Source organism: Flavobacterium plurextorum (assembly GCF_024638035.1).
GTDB classification, from domain to species: domain Bacteria; phylum Bacteroidota; class Bacteroidia; order Flavobacteriales; family Flavobacteriaceae; genus Flavobacterium; species Flavobacterium plurextorum.
Genome location: NZ_CP100442.1, coordinates 1,935,077 through 1,953,175, shown reverse-complemented (window position 1 = coordinate 1,953,175; position 18,099 = coordinate 1,935,077). Strand labels below are relative to the sequence as shown.

The following is an 18,099-nucleotide window of genomic DNA, read 5'->3' as shown; positions in this document are numbered from 1 at the left end:
GGGGCAAAGAGTAATCCTTTTCTTTTATTATTCTGCGTTGTCTAAAAAATCTTTGATTTTATCGACATATCTATCAAAAAATGATCTTCTTATTTTTGTTTCTGTAGATTCAGGTTTTTCAACTCTGCTTACTGTCTCTCGAGTATCTTCGATAGTTTCTACTCTTTCAACGTAATTTTCTTCTACTTCGTATCGCTGCACTGGCGGAGGAACATTTCTGTAAACTACTTTTGGCTGTTCGTTTACAATTTCCATTCTAACGGCGCTTTGTGTGCTGTTTTCAATACTGTTCATTACTAAACCAACAGCTGTTGCAAACAATGGACTTGAAATTTCTTCGCTTGAATTTCCAGCTAAATGCTCGTTTGGATATCCTATTCTGGTATCCATTCCAGTAATATATTCTACTAATTGTTTAATATGCTTTAATTGAGCACCGCCTCCAGTAAGAACAATTCCTGCAATTAACTTTTTACGAGGATCTTCATGTCCGTAAGCTTTGATTTCTGCAAAAACCTGTTCTACAATTTCCACAACACGTGCATGAATAATTTTAGATAAGTTTTTAAGCGAAATCTCTTTTGGTTCTCTGCCTCTTAAACCTGGAATAGAAACAATTTCATTGTCTTTATTTTCTCCCGGCCAAGCTGATCCGAATTTTATTTTTAAAAGCTCTGCTTGTTTTTCGATAATCGAACAGCCCTCTTTAATGTCGTCTGTAATTACATTTCCACCAAAAGGGATTACTGCTGTGTGGCGAATAATTCCGTCTTTAAAAATAGCCAAGTCTGTTGTTCCGCCTCCAATGTCGATTAATGCAACACCAGCTTCTTTTTCTTCTTGACTTAAAACCGCATCTGCTGAAGCTAATGGTTCTAATGTTAATCCAGACAATTCGATTCCTGAACTTTGAATACAACGTCCCACATTTCTGATTGAAGATGCTTGACCAACTACAACGTGAAAACTAGATTCTAATCTTCCGCCATACATTCCAATTGGCTCTTTAATTTCAGATTGTCCGTCAATTTTAAATTCCTGTGGTAAAACGTGAATAATTTCTTCACCTGGCAGCATCGCCAATTTATTTACCTGATCAATCAAAAGCTGAATATCTTTCTCTCCAATTACCTCTTCTGGATTATTACGGCTGATGTAATCTGTATGCTGAATACTTCTGATGTGCTGTCCGGCGATACCCACAACAACATCTTTTATTTTATAACCTGAATTGTTTTCTGCTTCAAGTATAGCCTGCTGAATTGATTGAATAGTTTGCGTAATGTTATTTACAACTCCTCTCGCAACTCCTAAACTTTTAGATTTCCCGATACCTAAAATTTCAAGCTTCCCATACTCATTTTTCTTGCCTATCATGGCAACTATCTTTGTCGTTCCAATATCTAGACCTACTGCAATGTTATCTTTTTCCATTTTCTATTATTTTGTGCAAACTACTTGTTCCGTAAACCTAAGGTCAATTTTATTGTATTTATATAACGAACTATCCAAAACCGCTTTTTGAAAAAAGGCTTTATAGTTTTTAAATTTTTTATCAACATTCATCATTCTGCCAAAATCGATGAAGTAATTATAATTTCTATTAAACATTTTTAGGCTGCCATTCGGCATAATTTCTATTGCAATGATGTTTTTTTTTAAAAACGCATCGTCATAAATTGTGCGAAATAAAGCAGCTAAATCTTCGTTATTTTTTTCATTTATTGCCCCTGAAACAAGAGGAACTCTAGCCGTAAAATTGTCTGACAAAGGCATTTTATCACCCTCATAGTCAATATAAAAAGACTGATCACCATCATAAACTCGCGCTATGGGTGTCTTCTGTTTTACTACCGCTTTTAGAATACCATCGATACTTACAAAAACATTCGACTTTTCAATCATGTCTTGCGTATCAAGGGTTTTTTCAATCTTATTCAAATCTAACTCATCTTTTCTAATACTGGAAGCGTCTCTTTTATTTTCTATCAACAATTTATTAACCGTTTCCGGCTTCACAAAAAGCGTATTTTCTCCTACAAAAACAACCATAGATTTCTTCAATTTTCGATCTCCATTTCGGTGTTGTGCGAAAGAATATAAAAAAAGTACCAACCCAAAAATTAGTATTAATCGAATATTTGTCCAATTAAATATTTTCATACAGCATTTTTTTGATTGACGGCACCATCTCTCCAATATCTCCAGCTCCTATTGTTACAATTATTGGCGCATCACTGGCTTTGATTTCCGCTAATAAATCATTTTTTGCAACAATTTTTTTGTTCGAATTCGTCATTTTACTCAGCAGCCATTGCGATGTAACTCCTTCCATCGGTAATTCACGTGCTGGATAAATATCCATTAAAAACACTTCGTCAAACTGAGAAAGACTTGCAGCAAATCCGTCAACAAAATCTTTTGTTCTGCTAAACAAATGAGGCTGAAAAATAGCCAAAACTTTTCGTCCTGGATACAATTCTCTAACCGCCTGATGAACAGCATTTATTTCAGTTGGATGATGTGCATAATCATCTATATAAACCAACTTATCCGATTTGATCTGATAAGAAAAACGTCTTCTGATTCCGTTAAATGAAGCAATGGCTTTTGCGATAGCACTGGTCGGGGTGCCATAAGTTTTTGCCATCGCAATAGCCATTAACCCATTCATTAAATTATGTTTACCAGGCAGTCCAAAATGAAGATCTTTCATTATTTCCGATGGCGTCTGCACATCAAAAACATAAGCTCCATCTTCGATTCTAACATTATACGCCTTATACACTGCATCTTCATTTATCGCACATTGAACTCCTTCAAGAGGTAATTCTTTTGTGATAAACAGATTATTCTTGTCTTCTACTTTAGCTGCAAACTCTACAAACGAAGCTTCAATAGCTTCACTTGTTCCATAAATATCCAAATGATCTGCATCCATTGAGGTTATGCAGGCAATATTTGGGTGCAAATGCAAAAACGAACGATCAAATTCGTCTGCTTCAACAACAGTAACTGTTTTTCCTGTTCCGATTAAGTTAGAGTTGTAATTCTCTACAATTCCACCCACAAAAGCCGTTACATCAGCACCGCTTTCATATAGAATATGTCCCAAAATACTAGACGTTGTTGTTTTACCGTGCGTTCCTGCAACCGCAAAACTAAAAGTGTCTTTGGTAATGATTCCTAAAACCTCGGCACGCTTTTTAATTTCGTAATTTCTTTCTATAAAATAATTCCACTCCGAATGTGATTTAGGAACCGCAGGCGTAAAAATTACCAATGTATTTTCTACATGATAATTTGCTGGAATTAAACTAATATTATCTTCAAAATGAATATCTATACCGCTTTCAATCAATTCACTTGTAAGCATTGACGGCGTTTTATCGTAACCAGAAACCTGTTTCCCAATATATTTGAAATAGCGGGCCAGGGCACTCATTCCGATGCCTCCAATACCAATAAAATAAACGTTTTGTATTTGATTTAAATTCATAATTCAGTCTTAATGTCTTAAAGTCTAAAATTTTTAAAGTCGTTAAACTTTATATTTTCAGCTTTAAATATTTCTCTATTTAATCAACTTCACAATTTCAGCTACAATATCTTGTGTCGCTTTTGGCATTGCAAGCTTTTTAATATTTACACTCAATTGTTTTTGTTTTCCTTCATCTTTCAACAGCGCTTCAAAAACAATGCTAAATTCATTATCCAATTCAGATTCTTTTAACAAAATTGCACCTTTAGCCTCTACAATAGCTTGCGCATTTTTAGTTTGATGATCCTCAGCCACATTCGGTGACGGAATAAAAATTACCGGCTTCCCAACAATGCACAATTCTGACACTGATGACGCTCCCGCTCTTGAAATAATCACATCTGCAGCAGCATACACAAAATCCATTCTTTCAATGAAATCAACCACTTTTACACCCGGCTGATTGTATTTTTTATACTCTTCAAAATATAATTTCCCACACTGCCAGATTATCTGAACATCTTGCGAAAGAAAGTTTGACAATTCTTTTTCAATTAACTGATTGATTCTTCGAGCACCTAAACTTCCACCTAAAACCAACAATGTTTTTTTGTTCGGATCTAAACCATAAAATGCAATCGCTTCATCACGCTTACTTTCAATATCAATTAGATCCTGACGAACTGGATTTCCTGTCAAAACAATTTTCTCTTTTGGAAAAAATCTTTCTAAGTTTTGATACGCTACGCAAATTGCATTTGCTTTTTTACTCAACAGTTTATTCGTAATTCCAGGAAAAGAATTTTGTTCCTGAATCACTGTCGGAATCCCTGCTGAACCAGCTGCCTGTAACAATGGACCGCTGGCAAAACCGCCAGTTCCAATAACTACATTTGGCTTGAACTTTTTAATAATCCGTCTTGACTCCAATAAACTTGAAGCCAATTTTAAAGGAAACATCATGTTTTGCAATGTTAACTTTCTTTGTAAACCAGCAATCCAAAGACCTTTTATTTCATAACCTGCTTGCGGTACTTTTTGCATCTCCATTTTATCTTTGGCACCAACAAAAAGAAATTCAGCATCAGGAAATTGTAATTTTAATTCATTTGCAATCGCAATTGCAGGATAAATATGTCCTCCTGTTCCTCCTCCGCTTAGTATGAATTTATACTTTGTCATATTTTCTAATAGCTATTATTATAAACTATCTTATCCTATTTATTTAAAACTGCATTCATTGGATTTCTTGAACTATCCTCGATCGAATACATTTCTGAATCTTCATAAACTTCTTTTTCATCAACAGCTAAATCTTCTCCGGCTAATTCTTTATCAATTAATCTTTGAAGTGCTTCTTTTCGTCTTTCTTTCTCCTCCATTTCTTCGGCAATCTCCTCGTCTTTCTTGGTTACACTTATAATAATTCCAAGTGAAAAACAAGTCATCCAAATCGAACTACCTCCAGAACTTATCAGCGGAAGCGTCTGTCCTGTTACGGGCAATAATTCTACTGCAACCGCCATATTAATCATTGCTTGAAATATCATGGGGAATCCGAGACCGACGACGACTAATTTTCCGAATAGCGTATTGGCTTTATGCGATGCAATCACAAATCGGAATAACAACAATAAATAAAGAACCAATATCGAAACTCCTCCTACCAAACCATATTCTTCTACTACAATCGCATAAATAAAATCTGAAGATGATTGCGGCAAAAAGTTCTTTTGAACACTTTTCCCAGGTCCTAACCCGCCTAATCTTCCTGATGCTATTGCAATTTTTGCTTTCTCAATTTGATAATCATCTTCATCTGGTTTATCAGTGGTGAAGTTCATAATACGACTTTCCCAAGTTGATACCCTGCTGAAGAATCTAGAATCTGGAAATGCTTTTGCCACCAAAAGGAAAAAAGCCAGCATTGCAATTCCTGAACCAATGATAAATCCAATATATTTTAAAGGATATTTACCAATAAATGTCAACATCATAACCATCGAAAAAATCAACGCTGTAGTCGAAAAGTTAGCTGGTAATATAAGTGCCAAAGTGATAAAAACCGGAACCCAAAGCTGAATAAATGAGGTTTGAAACGGTTCGTTTTCTTCTTTGGTTTTTGACAAATAACGAGCAACATAAATAAACAACACACTTGCAGCTAATGTTGATGTCTGAAATGTAATTCCAATGAACGGCACCTGAATCCAACGGCTTGCATTTGCTCCCGCAATTACAGTTCCTTTCAACAAGGTGTATAATAATAATAACCAAACTACTGGAAGTGCAACCTTAGAAATCGCTCTAAAATAATGATATGGCACTCTATGAACCCAGTAAATAATCAAAAAACCAATACAAACGTGTGCTAAATGCTTAACCAAATAACCTAATGTATTCCCAGTTCCATGACCTATGTATGCTAGATTACTACTCGCACTAAAAACCGGCATAAATGAAAACAACGCCAACAGAGCCACGAATGACCATATTACTCTATCTCCTTTTAGTTTGTTAACTAACTCCTTCATTGTTGTTTTGTTTCAAGTTTCTTTTGTTTCAGGTTTCAATCTCGATAGCTATCAGAACTGAAACTTTAAACTATTTTCTACAAGTTGTGCACTGCTTGTTTGAATTGCTTTCCGCGATCTTCGTAATTTTCGAATAAATCGAAACTTGCGCAAGCTGGAGACAATAAAACAGCATCACCTTTTTCTGTTAATCTTTGTGCTGTTTTCACAGCGTCGTTCATATTATTTACTTCAACCATAATATCAACAACGTTTCCAAAAGCATCAATAATTTTACGATTATCGATTCCTAAACAAATAATTGCTTTTACTTTCTCACGAACCAATGACATTAATTCGTTGTAATCATTTCCTTTATCAACTCCGCCGACAATCCAAACCGTTGGAACATTCATGCTGTCTAAAGCAAAGAAAGTAGCATTTACATTTGTTGCTTTTGAATCGTTGATATATTGTACGTTCTGAATTTTTAATACTTTTTCTAAACGGTGTTCAACACCTTGAAAATTAGATAAACTTTCGCGAATTGTTGCATTTCTAATCTGCATCAATTTAGCTACGGAGCTTGCTGCCATTGCGTTTTTCATGTTATGTTTTCCTTCTAACGCAATGTGTTCTGTTTCCATTGTAAACTCTTCTTGGTTGATCTTTATTTCCATTTTGTTGTTATTTATAGAAGCCCCTTCATCAAATTTCTGAGTCAATGAAAAAGGAATTAATTTTGCTTTTGTTTTGTTGTTTTTTAACCATTCTGCACTTGCTTCATCATCTGCATCGTAAATGAGATAATCGCTTTCAGTCTGGTTCATTGTTATTCGGAACTTCGAATTGATATAATTTTCATATTTATATTCGTATCGATCTAAATGATCCGGACTTATATTCGTAATTATCGCAATATCTGGTCTGTAATCTATAATTCCGTCCAGCTGAAAACTGCTTAATTCAAGAACGTATGCATCGTATTTATTTTCGGCAACCTGCCAGGCAAAACTCTTTCCTATATTCCCTCCCAAACCTACATTGAGTCCAGCCGATTTTAGTAGATGATAAGTCAACATTGTTGTCGTTGTTTTACCATTACTTCCCGTGATTCCCACTGTCATTGCTTCTGTAAAAGGAAATGCAAATTCAATTTCCGAAATCACTTTTATTCCTGCTGCGATCAGCTTTTTTACTATCGGAGATTTCTCAGGAATCCCAGGGCTTTTCATTACCACATCAGCATTCAGAATCAAATCTTCAGTGTGCTGTTCTTCTTCCCAAGGAATTTTATTTATGATAAGAACTTCTTTATAACTCTCTTTTATCTTTCCGAAATCAGATACAAAAACATCGTAACCTTTTTTCTTCCCGAGGATCGCAGTTCCAACTCCGCTTTCTCCTCCTCCTAGTACTACCAATCTCATCTATCTTAATTTTAAAGTAATGATTGATAAAATGGCTAACATAATTGCAACAATCCAGAATCTTGTAACGATTTTACTTTCGTGGTATCCTTTTTTCTGATAGTGATGATGCAATGGCGACATCAGGAAAATTCTTCGACCTTCTCCAAAACGTCTTTTTGTATATTTAAAATAAGCTACCTGAATAATTACCGAAGCACTTTCTGCTAGGAAAATTCCACAGAACAAAACGATTAATATTTCTTTACGAACTGCAATTGCTAAAACTGCAATGATTCCTCCAATAGTTAAACTTCCAGTGTCTCCCATAAAAACAGATGCTGGATAGGAGTTGTACCACAGAAAACCAATCAGCGCCCCAACAAAAGCAGAGATAAAGACGGTCATTTCTCCCGAATTGGGGATATACATTATATTCAAATAATTAGAGAAAATAATGTTCCCCGAAACGAACGTAAAAATTCCGAGTGCGAGGACTGAGATCGCCGAGGTTCCGGCCGCAAGCCCATCTATTCCATCTGTTAAATTAGCCCCATTAGAAACTGCCGTGATAATAAAAATTACTACTGGGATGAATACTAACCAAGCCCATTTTTCATATCCATCTCCTAAAAATGATAAAACTTCAGCGTAATCAAATTCATTATTTTTTACAAACGGAATTGTTGTTGCAGTAGATTTTTCTTCAGCAGGAGCTGGCAATACCACAGCAGTGCTTGCATTTACTTTAAAAATATCTGCTCTTCCAGTATCCGTTCTAACGGTAACCGCTGGATTAAAATAAAGAACCGCACCTACTATAATACCAAGACCAACTTGTCCGATAACTTTGAAAATACCTTTAAGCCCTTGTTTATCTTTTTTAAATATTTTGATATAATCGTCAACAAAACCAATTGTACCCATCCACAGCGTAGTTACAATAAGTAATACAATGTAAATGTTGTGCAGTCTTGCAAATAACAAAACCGGAACTAAGGTTGCAAAAATGATAATCAAACCTCCCATTGTAGGCGTTCCTGCTTTTTCATTTTGTCCAGCAAGACCAAGCTCACGAACCGTTTCTCCTACTTGCTGGTTACGCAAGAAGTTAATAATTCTCTTTCCGTAAATCGTTGATAAAAGCAACGAAAGCATAAAAGCCAAAGCTGATCTAAAAGTGATGTACTGAAAAACTCCTGTTCCTGGCCAATCCAGTGTTTTGTCAAAATATTCAAATAAATAATATAACATATATCGTGGTTTATTTGTTTAATCGTTGGTTTGTTGATTCGTTAATTGCTCATTTAATAATTACTACATTAAACGAATAACCAATTAACCGTTTAAACTTTACTTTGCTAGTTGATCTAAAATTTCTTTTACAGTTTCCATATCATCAAAATGATGACGAACTCCGTTTATTTCCTGATAAGTTTCATGACCTTTTCCTGCAATTAGGATAATATCATTGGGCTGAGCCAATTGACAAGCCGTTTTTATTGCTTGTTTTCTATCAGTAATTCTTAATATTTTTTTGTAATTATGAGCTTCTACACCTTTTTCCATTTCATCCAAAATCACTTCAGGATCTTCGTTTCTAGGATTATCTGAGGTTAAAATTGCTTTGTCACTAAGATCTGTTGCAATTTTTGCCATAATTGGTCTTTTCGTTTTATCTCTATTTCCGCCGCAGCCAACAACTGTAATCAATTGCTCGTTTTTAGTACGGATGTCTTCAATTGTTTTTAGAACATTTTCTAAAGCATCCGGTGTGTGCGCATAATCGACAATTGCTGTGATTTTAGAATCTGTAACAATATATTGAAAACGACCCGAAACACTTTCTAAATCAGACAACAAGCGCAACGCTTCAAGACTATCCATACCCAATTCTACAGCAGTCCCGTAAATAGCTAAAACATTGTATGCATTAAAAGTTCCAATTAGTTTTACCCAAACTTCATTATCATTTACTTTTAACAATAAACCGGATAATTGACTTTCTAATATCGTAGCTTTAAAATCTGCATATGTTTTCAAAGCATACGTAAATTTTCTTGCAACCGTATTTTGCAGCATTACAGTTCCATTTTTATCATCAATATTCGATAAAGCGAAAGCTGTTTTTGGCAGAGAATCAAAAAATGATTTTTTCACATCTCTGTATTCAGCAAAAGTTGGATGATAATCTAAATGGTCGTGTGAAAGATTCGTAAAAATTCCACCTACAAAATGCAATGCTTCTGTACGTTTTTGATGAATTCCGTGCGAACTTACTTCCATAAAGCAATGCGTTACTCCAGCTTCAATCATCTCATTTAAATAATGATTGATCGTAATTGAATCTGGCGTTGTATGCGTTGCTGGATATTCAGTTTCATCCACCATGATTTTTACAGTTGACAATAAACCAACTTTAAAACCTGCTTTTTGAAACAACTGAAACAATAATGAGGCAATTGTCGTTTTACCATTTGTTCCCGTTACTCCAACCAATTTTAATTTTGCTGACGGATCTTCGAAATAATTCGCCGCCATAAAAGCTAAAGCCGTATTGGTGTCTTTTACCTGAACATACGTAATTCCTTTTTGAATTGTCTCAGGGAGTGTGTCACAAATAACTGCTGCAGCACCTAACTCAATAGCTTTATTAATATAATCATGGCCATCCGAAAGTGTTCCTCGTATTGCCACAAAAACATCGTTTGCTTCAACTTTACGCGAATCAAATTCAATTTTATGAATAGCTGTTTCTGTTGAACCTATAACAGATTCAATCGCCGCTTTGTATAATATGTCTTTTAGTATTTTCACGATAATTCTAATACTATAATTGAGTTTCTACTAATATTTTGTCCCGCTTGAATCGATTGATTCTTAACTTTTCCTACTCCTGTTACTTTTACTTTTAAACCTAAGTTCTCAAGTAAAGCAATTGCATCCATTCCCGGCATTCCTTTTAAATCAGGAATTTGTTTCGATTTTTTATTAGATTCTACATCATATTTATCATAACTGCTTTCCTGCTTCGCAATTTTAGAATCAAGCTGTTTAATTTTATTTGTGGATGGTGCGTCTGTAAATATTTTTTGAGCGATTCTTTTAAAAACCGGTCCTGCAACGTCTGCACCGTAATAATTATTTCTAGATGTATTTGGTTTATGAACCACTACAATACACGAATATTTTGGATGATCTGCCGGAAAATACCCAACGAAAGAGGACGCATAATACATTCCTTCTCTTCCTGCATTACCATAATTCACCATAGCAGTTCCTGTTTTTCCTGCCATCGAAAAATCCTTTGAATACAATTTAGAACCCGTTCCTTTTTTTACCACATTCGCTAAAACTGCTTTCACTTTTTTAAGCGTCTCTGGCGAACAAACCTTCGGATTAATCACTTCTGTATCAAACTTTTTAATTGTTTTATTCCATTCCTTAATTTCCGATACAAATTGAGGTTTAACCATTACACCATTATTTGCAACGGCATTATACAAGGCTAAAGTCTGCATTGGCGTAACCGAAACATTATACCCAAAAGCCATCCACGGAAGCGTAGTTCCTGACCAATGTTTATCTCCAGGCTGCGGAATATACGGTCTTCCTTCTCCTTGAAAATGCAACCCTAATGTCTTGTTTAACCCATAACTATTAATATGATTTACAAACTTAGAGGGGTTATTTTTGTAATTCTCATAAACTGCCTGCACCATTACAGTATTTGAAGAAAGCTCGAATCCTCTTGCTAATGTAACTTTTCCATAACCGCCTTTATGTGAATCACGAACAGCACGTCCGTAATATCTAATTTCACCACCTCGACTGTCATAAACTGTACTTGTATCAGCCACTTTATCTTCTAAAACAGCCATTAAATCTACTAGCTTAAAAGTAGAACCAGGCTCATGAGATTCCGCAATTGCGTAATTTGTAGTTTCATAATACGATCCATCTTCAGCTCTTCCCAGGTTCGAAATTGCTTTTACATGTCCCGTTTCTGTTTCCATTACCACTACACAACCATGATCTGCTTCGTAGTCTTCTAATTGTTTTAATAAAGCATGGTGTGCAATATCCTGAATAAAAACATCGATTGTCGAAATAACATCATAACCATCAATAGGATCAACTTCGTTCAAATCACGAATTGGCTTCCATTGTCCTTTTGCGATTTTTTGCTTTAAGATTTTCCCATCTTTTCCGTTCAAATAATTCTTAAAAGCCCACTCAATTCCTTTTCCAACTTCAACTCCTGTTGCTGGATCAATTCTGTCGTATCCAATTGTTCTCTCGGCAATTTTTCCTATCGGATGTTTCCTAACTGTTTCTTGCTCAACAATAATCCCTCCTTTGAAAGCTCCTAAGTTGAATAATGGAAAACCTTTTATTTTTACATATTCAGTATAACTTAAGTTTCTAGCAATCAAATAATAACGATTTTTATTTGCTCTGGCTTTTCGTAATTCTTTCTCAAAATAACTTCCAGATTTTCCTAAAACCGTTACAAGAGAATCAGATAATGCTTTTACATGCTTCTCAAAAGTTTCTGTTTTTGGAGCTTTAGCATCAAAACGAATCTCATAATTCGGAATTGATGTCGCTAATAAACTTCCATCAGCAGAGTAAATATTTCCTTTGTTTGCCGGAATTACAAAATTTCTAACAGTACGCTGTTTTGCTAATTTTCGGTAATAATCTCCTTCAACCCATTGAATATTGGTTAATTTAACAACAATAGCAATTGCCATCAAAAAGATGAAAACTGCTACGAGGTAAATTCTGTAGGATATATGTTTATCGTCTACTGCCATATTCTTTTAAAGAAACTTTTTTCTTCTTCTTTTTTAACTTCTATTTTGACTGGAGGAACTGTCGATGGAAAAATTTGCTTTTCGAGCATCTTGTCCGATATTGTTGACTCCATTTTTAACTTCATCAATTCTGAACGTCGATCAACAAATTCAGATCTTAGTTCTTTTACTTCGTTATTTAATTTTGCAATTTCAAAAACCTTCTGTTCATAACGCTGTGTATTTGCAATCATCAAAATTGCCAGCAGAATTATAAAAACAATGAATCGCCAATTCTTTACCGCATCATCATTTAGCAGAAATCTTGCTTTTAATATTCCAAATACTCCACTCTTCATTTTCTACCTATATATATTATATCTTTTCAGCAATCCTTAATTTCGCACTTCTTGCTCTATTATTGATTTTAATTTCAGCATCATCAGGAACAATCAATTTTCCGATAGTTTTAAACGGTACTGAAAAATTCCCGTAAAAATCACGTTCTGGTTCTCCTTCAAACATTCCGTTTTTGATGAATCTTTTTACCAGCCTGTCTTCTAATGAATGGTATGAGATTACTGAAAATCTCCCGCCTGGTTTCAATATTTCTAAAGACTGCTCAATAAACTCTTTCAAAACATCCATTTCTTGATTTACCTCAATACGAATCGCTTGATAAATCTGAGCTAATATTTTATTCTTAACTCTTTCCGGCAAATACCTCGCAAGAACCTCTTTTAATTCATCAGTTGTCTTGATTGGGTAATCTTGTCTCGCCTCAACAATCGTTCTTGCTAAAACTGGCGCGTTTTTCAACTCCCCATAATCAAAAAAAACACGACGTAAATCCTGTTCTTCATATTCGTTAACCACTCGATAAGCATTTAAATCATTTTTTTGACTCATCCGCATATCTAGTTCGGCATCAAATCTGGTTGAAAAACCTCTCTCCGGAACATCAAATTGATGCGATGAAACTCCTAAATCTGCCAAGATTCCATCTACTCCTTTAACACCATGAAAACGAAGAAATCTTTTTATAAATCTAAAGTTCTCATTAATCAAGGTAAACCTTTCGTCTGGCAATGCATTTGCAAGCGCATCCTCATCCTGATCAAAAGCAAATAATTTTCCGTTTGGGCCCAATCTTTTCAAAATCTCTTTTGAATGACCGCCGCCTCCAAACGTTACATCTACATAAATGCCGTCTGGCTTAATATTTAAACCATCAACTGTTGGATGAAGTAAAACTGGATTATGATATTCCATTGTCGTCGTCATTAATATTTCCCATTACTTCCTCGGCTAAATCTGCAAAATCCATATCTTCGCCGCTTATTGATTTTTCGTATAAATCTTTATCCCAAATTTCCACAATATTAACCGCAGATGAAAAAACAACATCTTTAGAAATACCTGAAAACGTCACTAAATCTTTTGGCACTAACAATCTCCCTAATGCATCAATATCTACCACTTTAACGCCGGCAGTAAATCTGCGAATGAAATCATTATTCTTTTTTACAAAACGATTCAGCTTATTAATTTTTGCCATCATTAGATTCCACTCTTCCATTGGATACAATTCTAAACATTGCTGAAAAACGGAACGCTTCAAGACAAAACCGTCCTGAAGAGAAGAAGCCAATTGCTTTTTTAAAGGCGCAGGTATCATTAACCTCCCTTTTGCATCGACTTTACACTCATATGTTCCAACAATTGTATTCAAGAAAAACGTACTAATATGTTACACAGCAAAAATATAAAAAAAAATACCACATATTACCACTATATACCACTTTGTTAATAAGTTTAACCACTTTACTACCACCTCACCTAAATCATGAACAATCAATACGTTAGACAAAAATCAGTTTAGAAATATTTTCATTTAAGAATTACAAAAAATCCGCTTTATTTCTCTTAAAAAAGTAAACATTCTGCAATTTATTTAACAACTCATTTTTCCGGAAATCAAGCACTAAAACCTGATTTATAATCACTTACTAATTCTAACGAAATAATCTAGTTAAAAAAGGGCAGCAAAAATTCATTTTTATTTATTTAACCCTATATTTGTCCAAAATGAAATTGGCATTAGATTAGATGGACAAAAACTACAAAAAAGAAGGCAAATACAGCTATTATGAAGCTGGAGAGGGGACTCCTATCGTTATTTTACACGGGTTAATGGGAGGCCTTAGTAACTTTGATGCTGTAGCGGAATATTTTCCAACGAAAGGATACAAAGTTGTAATCCCAGATTTGCCAATATACACGCAGAGTATTTTAAAAACAAACGTAAAAAGCTTTGCCAAATACGTAAAAGATTTTATTAATTTCAAGGGTTTTGATCAAGTTATTTTACTTGGAAATTCACTTGGAGGACATATTGCACTTTACCACACCAAACTATATCCCGAAAAAGTAGCCGGACTCGTAATCACAGGAAGCTCTGGACTTTACGAAAGCGCCATGGGCGACAGTTACCCAAAAAGAGGCGATTACGAATACATCAAAAAGAAAGCTGAAGATGTATTTTATGACCCAAAAATTGCGACACCAGAATTAATAGATGAAGTTTACGCAACTGTTAATGACCGCATAAAATTAATAAAAACATTAACGATTGCTAAGAGTGCAATTCGCCATAATATGGCCAAAGATTTACCTAAAATGACAGTTGAAACCTGCATTATCTGGGGTAAAAATGACGCTGTAACACCACCTAATGTTGCTGAAGAATTTGACAACTTATTGCCTAATTCAACTTTGTATTGGATAGACAAATGCGGACACGCTGCTATGATGGAACATCCTCAAGAATTCAACAAAATTCTTGAAGAATGGCTTGTTGCAAAGAATTTATAGCATCTAACTTTCGAATTTAAGAAGGTTTTAAAACAAAAAACATGAAAATTAATACCGCCGAATTTATTATCAGTAATTCTGATGCTTCAAAATGCCCGGCCGAATTTCTGCCGGAATACGCTTTTATAGGCCGATCAAACGTTGGTAAATCCTCTTTGATCAACATGATTACCAATCATAAAAATTTAGCAAAAACATCTGGAAGACCAGGAAAAACTCAATTAATAAATCACTTTAAAATCAACAACAACTGGTTTTTAGTCGATTTACCTGGATACGGATATGCTAAGGTTTCCAAAAAAACAAAATCTGTTTTCCAACAATTCATTACTGATTACTTTGAAAATAGAGAGCAATTAGTCTGCGCTTTTGTTTTGATCGACATTCGCCATGAAGCACAAAAAATCGACATTGAATTTATGTCATACATGGGTGAAAGCGAAATTCCGTTTTGCATTATTTTTACCAAAGCAGATAAAATCAGTAAAGTAAAAATCGATTCACATGTTGCAGCATACAAAAAACAAATGTACGCAAACAACTGGGCCGAAATGCCGCATTACTTCGTAACCTCATCTACAGAATCAATAGGAAAAGAAGAACTGCTTTCTTATATAGACGAAGTGAATCAAGAAGTCTTTAAAAACAACAACGACTTTTTGAATTCTAACTAAAAATACCGAGATACTAAATATAAAAAATCCCAAATTCCAAGTTTTACAACTGGAGTTTGGGATTTTTCATTGGCTGTTAATTCTAATTTCATTACTATTCATTATAATCAAAAGCATCATAATCTGATTCTTGAATTACTACTTTATTATTTAAAGCTTTCCATTCTTTAAATATTAAAAATTGATATATGATATAAAACAATGAATTAAAAAACCAAAAATCGAGCACAAATGGCTCAGTAAAAATTACTGAATCTGTATTACCACTTAAAAAAATACTTAAACTGCAGATTAAATAAAGAATCAACCCATTACAGAAATAAAAATAATCAGACATATCAGTTTTAAAATTCTGTATCAAAAAGATAAATGCATACAAAATCAATAATCCTGAGGTAACACCAATTTCAAACAAATTGAATTCCCAATAAAGCTCTGGTGTTCTATAATATTGTATCGACAGTAAAACCAATACTGTAATAAGAAAGAAAAGAATCATTCTCTTTAAAGCAATATTTGAAAGCAGCCGATGAAAAAATATACTTAAAGCTATAAACTGAAAAATAAAATAATAATGCGAAAGAAAGAAATTCGATCCTGGATGATAAAACCCAATAATATTACAGCACAATTCCTGCACAAATAAACACCCCAAATAAACCATAATTATCAAATACAGAGTGTCTTTATTTTTTCTCTTCACATAAAAACAAATACTGTTTATCAGCAAAAAGAACAATCCTACAAGACTTACAAGGAATGGAAATAACATATAATTAAGTTTTCTTTGATCATCAATTTTACTTCACCAAGGTAATCCATAAAAAATAAATACTCTATAAAATCTGGTCGAAATTTATTCTACAATCAGAATTTACAAAACATCAAAAAACGCACAATTCTCATCCATAATTCTTAATTAAAGATAAAGCTGAAACGAAAAAATCCCAAATTTCAATTTGTACAATTGAAACTTGGGATTTATCTCGAAGCTTCGGGATTGGATTTTCTATTACTTAGTCAACTCAAGTTTTTCTGCAAAGTAATCACAGAAATCTTTCATCGTGTCTGACATTTTTTCGTCGTCTGTTGCACGTTTAAAAGTATCCGCCATTGCTACTAATGTTTGATGGAAGAAAATTTTCATTTCATCAACAGGCATATCTTTTGTCCACAAATCGATACGCATTGTTTCTTTAGCTTTACTGTCCCAAATAGACAACATTATCGCTTTTGCTTCTTCAGCTTTAACTCCGCCGTCTTGCGCACTCCATGTTAATTTTTCTGGAACGCGGTTTTCATCTAATTCTATATTGAATTTAATCTCTGAGTTTATTGTATTTGACATTATTTCTTAGGTTTATATTTTGACTTTTCAAAAATTTCTTTTGCATTCACTTTTAATAATTCCGACAGCTGTACATTATTATTTTTCATATAAGAACGAACTATCTGCCAGCCAATCCACGCTCCCACTCTTCCAGGAGAATCGTTATCAATTTCTAAATAAAATTTTGAAAACGGAGCCGGCGCAATAAAACGTGTTGTTAATTTAGGATCTGCACTGTACAACATCTCTTTTTCTAAAAAATAACGCCACATATAGGCTTCATTTTCCTCACACCATTTAATTTGTTCTGGCAAATAACCAATCTTCTCGGCATCTGTATATTCTGGCAGCAATAAATCTTTTGCATACAACTGTTTCCCTTCAAAAATCATTTGAGAAACTAAATTCTTATCTGGATATGCAGGAATGTTTCTATAAGCAAAACTCGAAACAACATCCGGCATAATTTGTTTTTCCTCAAAGTTGTATTTTAAATAATTTGGAAACTCATAGAACTTATGCTCTTTTCCTAAATACAACTCTAACGCAACAATAACCAAACTATCTGCATAGATTGCTTTAGCATTATAGTCCATTTCTCCAATAACAGTAATTACTTTCGGTGTTTTCGTTTTAGGAAAATAATACTTCACATGTTGAAAAAGCGAATTAAATTCCTGACGAACCGGCTCAAAATTGGCGTATTTTTTTTGCACTTCTTCATAAACCTCACGCCAAATTGGTTCCTGCATTTTCTTTAACCAAACTGAATCATCATTACCAGCTGGAAAAAAGAAAGGAAACTGTTTTTTTACTTTTTCCAGATCCTCTGGTTTTGTTTCAAAAAACACTTTATCAAAACGTTCTACTTTAATATCAATTGGAATTTCTTCGACTTCTTTTTCAACCTTTGTTTTCTGGCTGCAAGACAAAAAAAACACGCACAGAACCACTGCAAAGCGATATATTTTCATTTTATTTTAATTAGATTTGTGTTGCATAAATTTAAATAATCGCTT

At 34.1% G+C, this 18,099-nt stretch carries 17 protein-coding genes; 2 read left to right on the top strand and 15 right to left on the bottom strand.

Annotated features, from left to right (window positions below; all coding sequences use genetic code 11):
• Positions 1-27: 27 nt before the first annotated feature.
• The 12 genes from ftsA to NLG42_RS08740 form a co-directional block, all read right to left on the bottom strand.
• A complete protein-coding gene (gene ftsA / locus NLG42_RS08795) occupies positions 28-1,434 on the bottom strand; it encodes a cell division protein FtsA (RefSeq protein ID WP_089054910.1) in 1,407 nt (468 codons plus the stop codon).
• 6 nt (positions 1,435-1,440) lie between these two features.
• On the bottom strand, positions 1,441-2,163 hold the full coding sequence (locus NLG42_RS08790) for a cell division protein FtsQ/DivIB (protein WP_099720215.1): 723 nt from the start codon (positions 2,161-2,163) through the stop codon (positions 1,441-1,443).
• Entirely contained in the window at positions 2,150-3,499 is a 1,350-nt protein-coding gene (murC, locus tag NLG42_RS08785; RefSeq protein WP_257683506.1) for a UDP-N-acetylmuramate--L-alanine ligase, read from the bottom strand. Before murC ends, NLG42_RS08790 begins: the two co-directional genes overlap by 14 nt.
• Positions 3,500-3,574: 75 nt before the next feature.
• Positions 3,575-4,663 (bottom strand): undecaprenyldiphospho-muramoylpentapeptide beta-N-acetylglucosaminyltransferase, encoded by a 1,089-nt coding sequence (gene murG, locus NLG42_RS08780; protein ID WP_257683505.1) that lies wholly within the window; start codon positions 4,661-4,663, stop codon positions 3,575-3,577.
• A 35-nt stretch (positions 4,664-4,698) separates the two neighbouring features.
• Entirely contained in the window at positions 4,699-6,015 is a 1,317-nt protein-coding gene (locus tag NLG42_RS08775; RefSeq protein ID WP_257683504.1) for an FtsW/RodA/SpoVE family cell cycle protein, read from the bottom strand.
• A gap of 77 nt (positions 6,016-6,092) precedes the next feature.
• A complete protein-coding gene (gene murD, locus NLG42_RS08770; RefSeq protein ID WP_089054915.1) occupies positions 6,093-7,424 on the bottom strand; it encodes a UDP-N-acetylmuramoyl-L-alanine--D-glutamate ligase in 1,332 nt (443 codons plus the stop codon).
• Entirely contained in the window at positions 7,425-8,657 is a 1,233-nt protein-coding gene (mraY, locus tag NLG42_RS08765; protein ID WP_089058246.1) for a phospho-N-acetylmuramoyl-pentapeptide-transferase, read from the bottom strand. It abuts the gene before it with no gap.
• Between the two features lie 99 nt (positions 8,658-8,756).
• The gene (locus NLG42_RS08760; protein ID WP_089058245.1) at positions 8,757-10,220 is read right to left on the bottom strand and encodes a UDP-N-acetylmuramoyl-L-alanyl-D-glutamate--2,6-diaminopimelate ligase; all 1,464 of its coding nucleotides are present in this window, start codon (positions 10,218-10,220) and stop codon (positions 8,757-8,759) included.
• Entirely contained in the window at positions 10,217-12,223 is a 2,007-nt protein-coding gene (locus NLG42_RS08755; RefSeq protein ID WP_089058244.1) for a penicillin-binding protein, read from the bottom strand. Before NLG42_RS08755 ends, NLG42_RS08760 begins: the two co-directional genes overlap by 4 nt.
• A complete protein-coding gene (locus tag NLG42_RS08750) occupies positions 12,214-12,561 on the bottom strand; it encodes an FtsL-like putative cell division protein (RefSeq protein WP_089054919.1) in 348 nt (115 codons plus the stop codon). Before NLG42_RS08750 ends, NLG42_RS08755 begins: the two co-directional genes overlap by 10 nt.
• Before the next feature lie 16 nt (positions 12,562-12,577).
• The gene (rsmH, locus tag NLG42_RS08745) at positions 12,578-13,486 is read right to left on the bottom strand and encodes a 16S rRNA (cytosine(1402)-N(4))-methyltransferase RsmH (RefSeq protein ID WP_199170251.1); all 909 of its coding nucleotides are present in this window, start codon (positions 13,484-13,486) and stop codon (positions 12,578-12,580) included.
• Positions 13,461-13,934 (bottom strand): division/cell wall cluster transcriptional repressor MraZ, encoded by a 474-nt coding sequence (locus tag NLG42_RS08740; RefSeq protein ID WP_089054920.1) that lies wholly within the window; start codon positions 13,932-13,934, stop codon positions 13,461-13,463. Before NLG42_RS08740 ends, rsmH begins: the two co-directional genes overlap by 26 nt.
• 377 nt (positions 13,935-14,311) lie before the next feature.
• Here NLG42_RS08740 and NLG42_RS08735 point away from each other — a divergent pair, with 377 nt between their 5' ends.
• Both NLG42_RS08735 and yihA read left to right on the top strand, forming a co-directional pair.
• Positions 14,312-15,076: an alpha/beta fold hydrolase gene (locus tag NLG42_RS08735; protein ID WP_089054921.1), complete on the top strand. Its 765-nt coding sequence runs from the start codon at positions 14,312-14,314 to the stop codon at positions 15,074-15,076.
• Positions 15,077-15,117: 41 nt separating this feature from the next.
• Positions 15,118-15,750: a ribosome biogenesis GTP-binding protein YihA/YsxC gene (gene yihA / locus NLG42_RS08730; protein ID WP_089058242.1), complete on the top strand. Its 633-nt coding sequence runs from the start codon at positions 15,118-15,120 to the stop codon at positions 15,748-15,750.
• 94 nt (positions 15,751-15,844) lie between these two features.
• Here the strand turns inward: yihA and NLG42_RS08725 are convergent, their stop codons facing one another.
• From NLG42_RS08725 to gldB, 3 genes are all read right to left on the bottom strand, one after another.
• A complete protein-coding gene (locus tag NLG42_RS08725; protein ID WP_089058241.1) occupies positions 15,845-16,249 on the bottom strand; it encodes a hypothetical protein in 405 nt (134 codons plus the stop codon).
• Positions 16,250-16,762: 513 nt separating this feature from the next.
• On the bottom strand, positions 16,763-17,098 hold the full coding sequence (gene gldC / locus NLG42_RS08720) for a gliding motility protein GldC (protein ID WP_164973718.1): 336 nt from the start codon (positions 17,096-17,098) through the stop codon (positions 16,763-16,765).
• Entirely contained in the window at positions 17,098-18,054 is a 957-nt protein-coding gene (gene gldB, locus NLG42_RS08715; RefSeq protein ID WP_257683503.1) for a gliding motility lipoprotein GldB, read from the bottom strand. The genes gldC and gldB overlap by 1 nt, the downstream gene beginning before the upstream one ends.
• Positions 18,055-18,099 lie beyond the last annotated feature (45 nt).

Excerpts from the sequence above, each read along its gene's own strand:
- ftsA (WP_089054910.1), bottom strand. The coding sequence starts at position 1,434 with ATGGAAAAAGATAACATTGCAGTAGGTCTAGATATTGGAACGACAAAG.
- NLG42_RS08790 (WP_099720215.1), bottom strand. The coding sequence starts at position 2,163 with ATGAAAATATTTAATTGGACAAATATTCGATTAATACTAATTTTTGGG.
- murC (WP_257683506.1), bottom strand. The coding sequence starts at position 3,499 with ATGAATTTAAATCAAATACAAAACGTTTATTTTATTGGTATTGGAGGC.
- murG (WP_257683505.1), bottom strand. The coding sequence starts at position 4,663 with ATGACAAAGTATAAATTCATACTAAGCGGAGGAGGAACAGGAGGACAT.
- NLG42_RS08775 (WP_257683504.1), bottom strand. The coding sequence starts at position 6,015 with ATGAAGGAGTTAGTTAACAAACTAAAAGGAGATAGAGTAATATGGTCA.
- murD (WP_089054915.1), bottom strand. The coding sequence starts at position 7,424 with ATGAGATTGGTAGTACTAGGAGGAGGAGAAAGCGGAGTTGGAACTGCG.
- mraY (WP_089058246.1), bottom strand. The coding sequence starts at position 8,657 with ATGTTATATTATTTATTTGAATATTTTGACAAAACACTGGATTGGCCA.
- NLG42_RS08755 (WP_089058244.1), bottom strand. The coding sequence starts at position 12,223 with ATGGCAGTAGACGATAAACATATATCCTACAGAATTTACCTCGTAGCA.
- NLG42_RS08750 (WP_089054919.1), bottom strand. The coding sequence starts at position 12,561 with ATGAAGAGTGGAGTATTTGGAATATTAAAAGCAAGATTTCTGCTAAAT.
- rsmH (WP_199170251.1), bottom strand. The coding sequence starts at position 13,486 with ATGACGACGACAATGGAATATCATAATCCAGTTTTACTTCATCCAACA.
- NLG42_RS08735 (WP_089054921.1), top strand. The coding sequence starts at position 14,312 with ATGGACAAAAACTACAAAAAAGAAGGCAAATACAGCTATTATGAAGCT.
- yihA (WP_089058242.1), top strand. The coding sequence starts at position 15,118 with ATGAAAATTAATACCGCCGAATTTATTATCAGTAATTCTGATGCTTCA.
- NLG42_RS08725 (WP_089058241.1), bottom strand. The coding sequence starts at position 16,249 with ATGATTCTTTTCTTTCTTATTACAGTATTGGTTTTACTGTCGATACAA.
- gldC (WP_164973718.1), bottom strand. The coding sequence starts at position 17,098 with ATGTCAAATACAATAAACTCAGAGATTAAATTCAATATAGAATTAGAT.
- gldB (WP_257683503.1), bottom strand. The coding sequence starts at position 18,054 with ATGAAAATATATCGCTTTGCAGTGGTTCTGTGCGTGTTTTTTTTGTCT.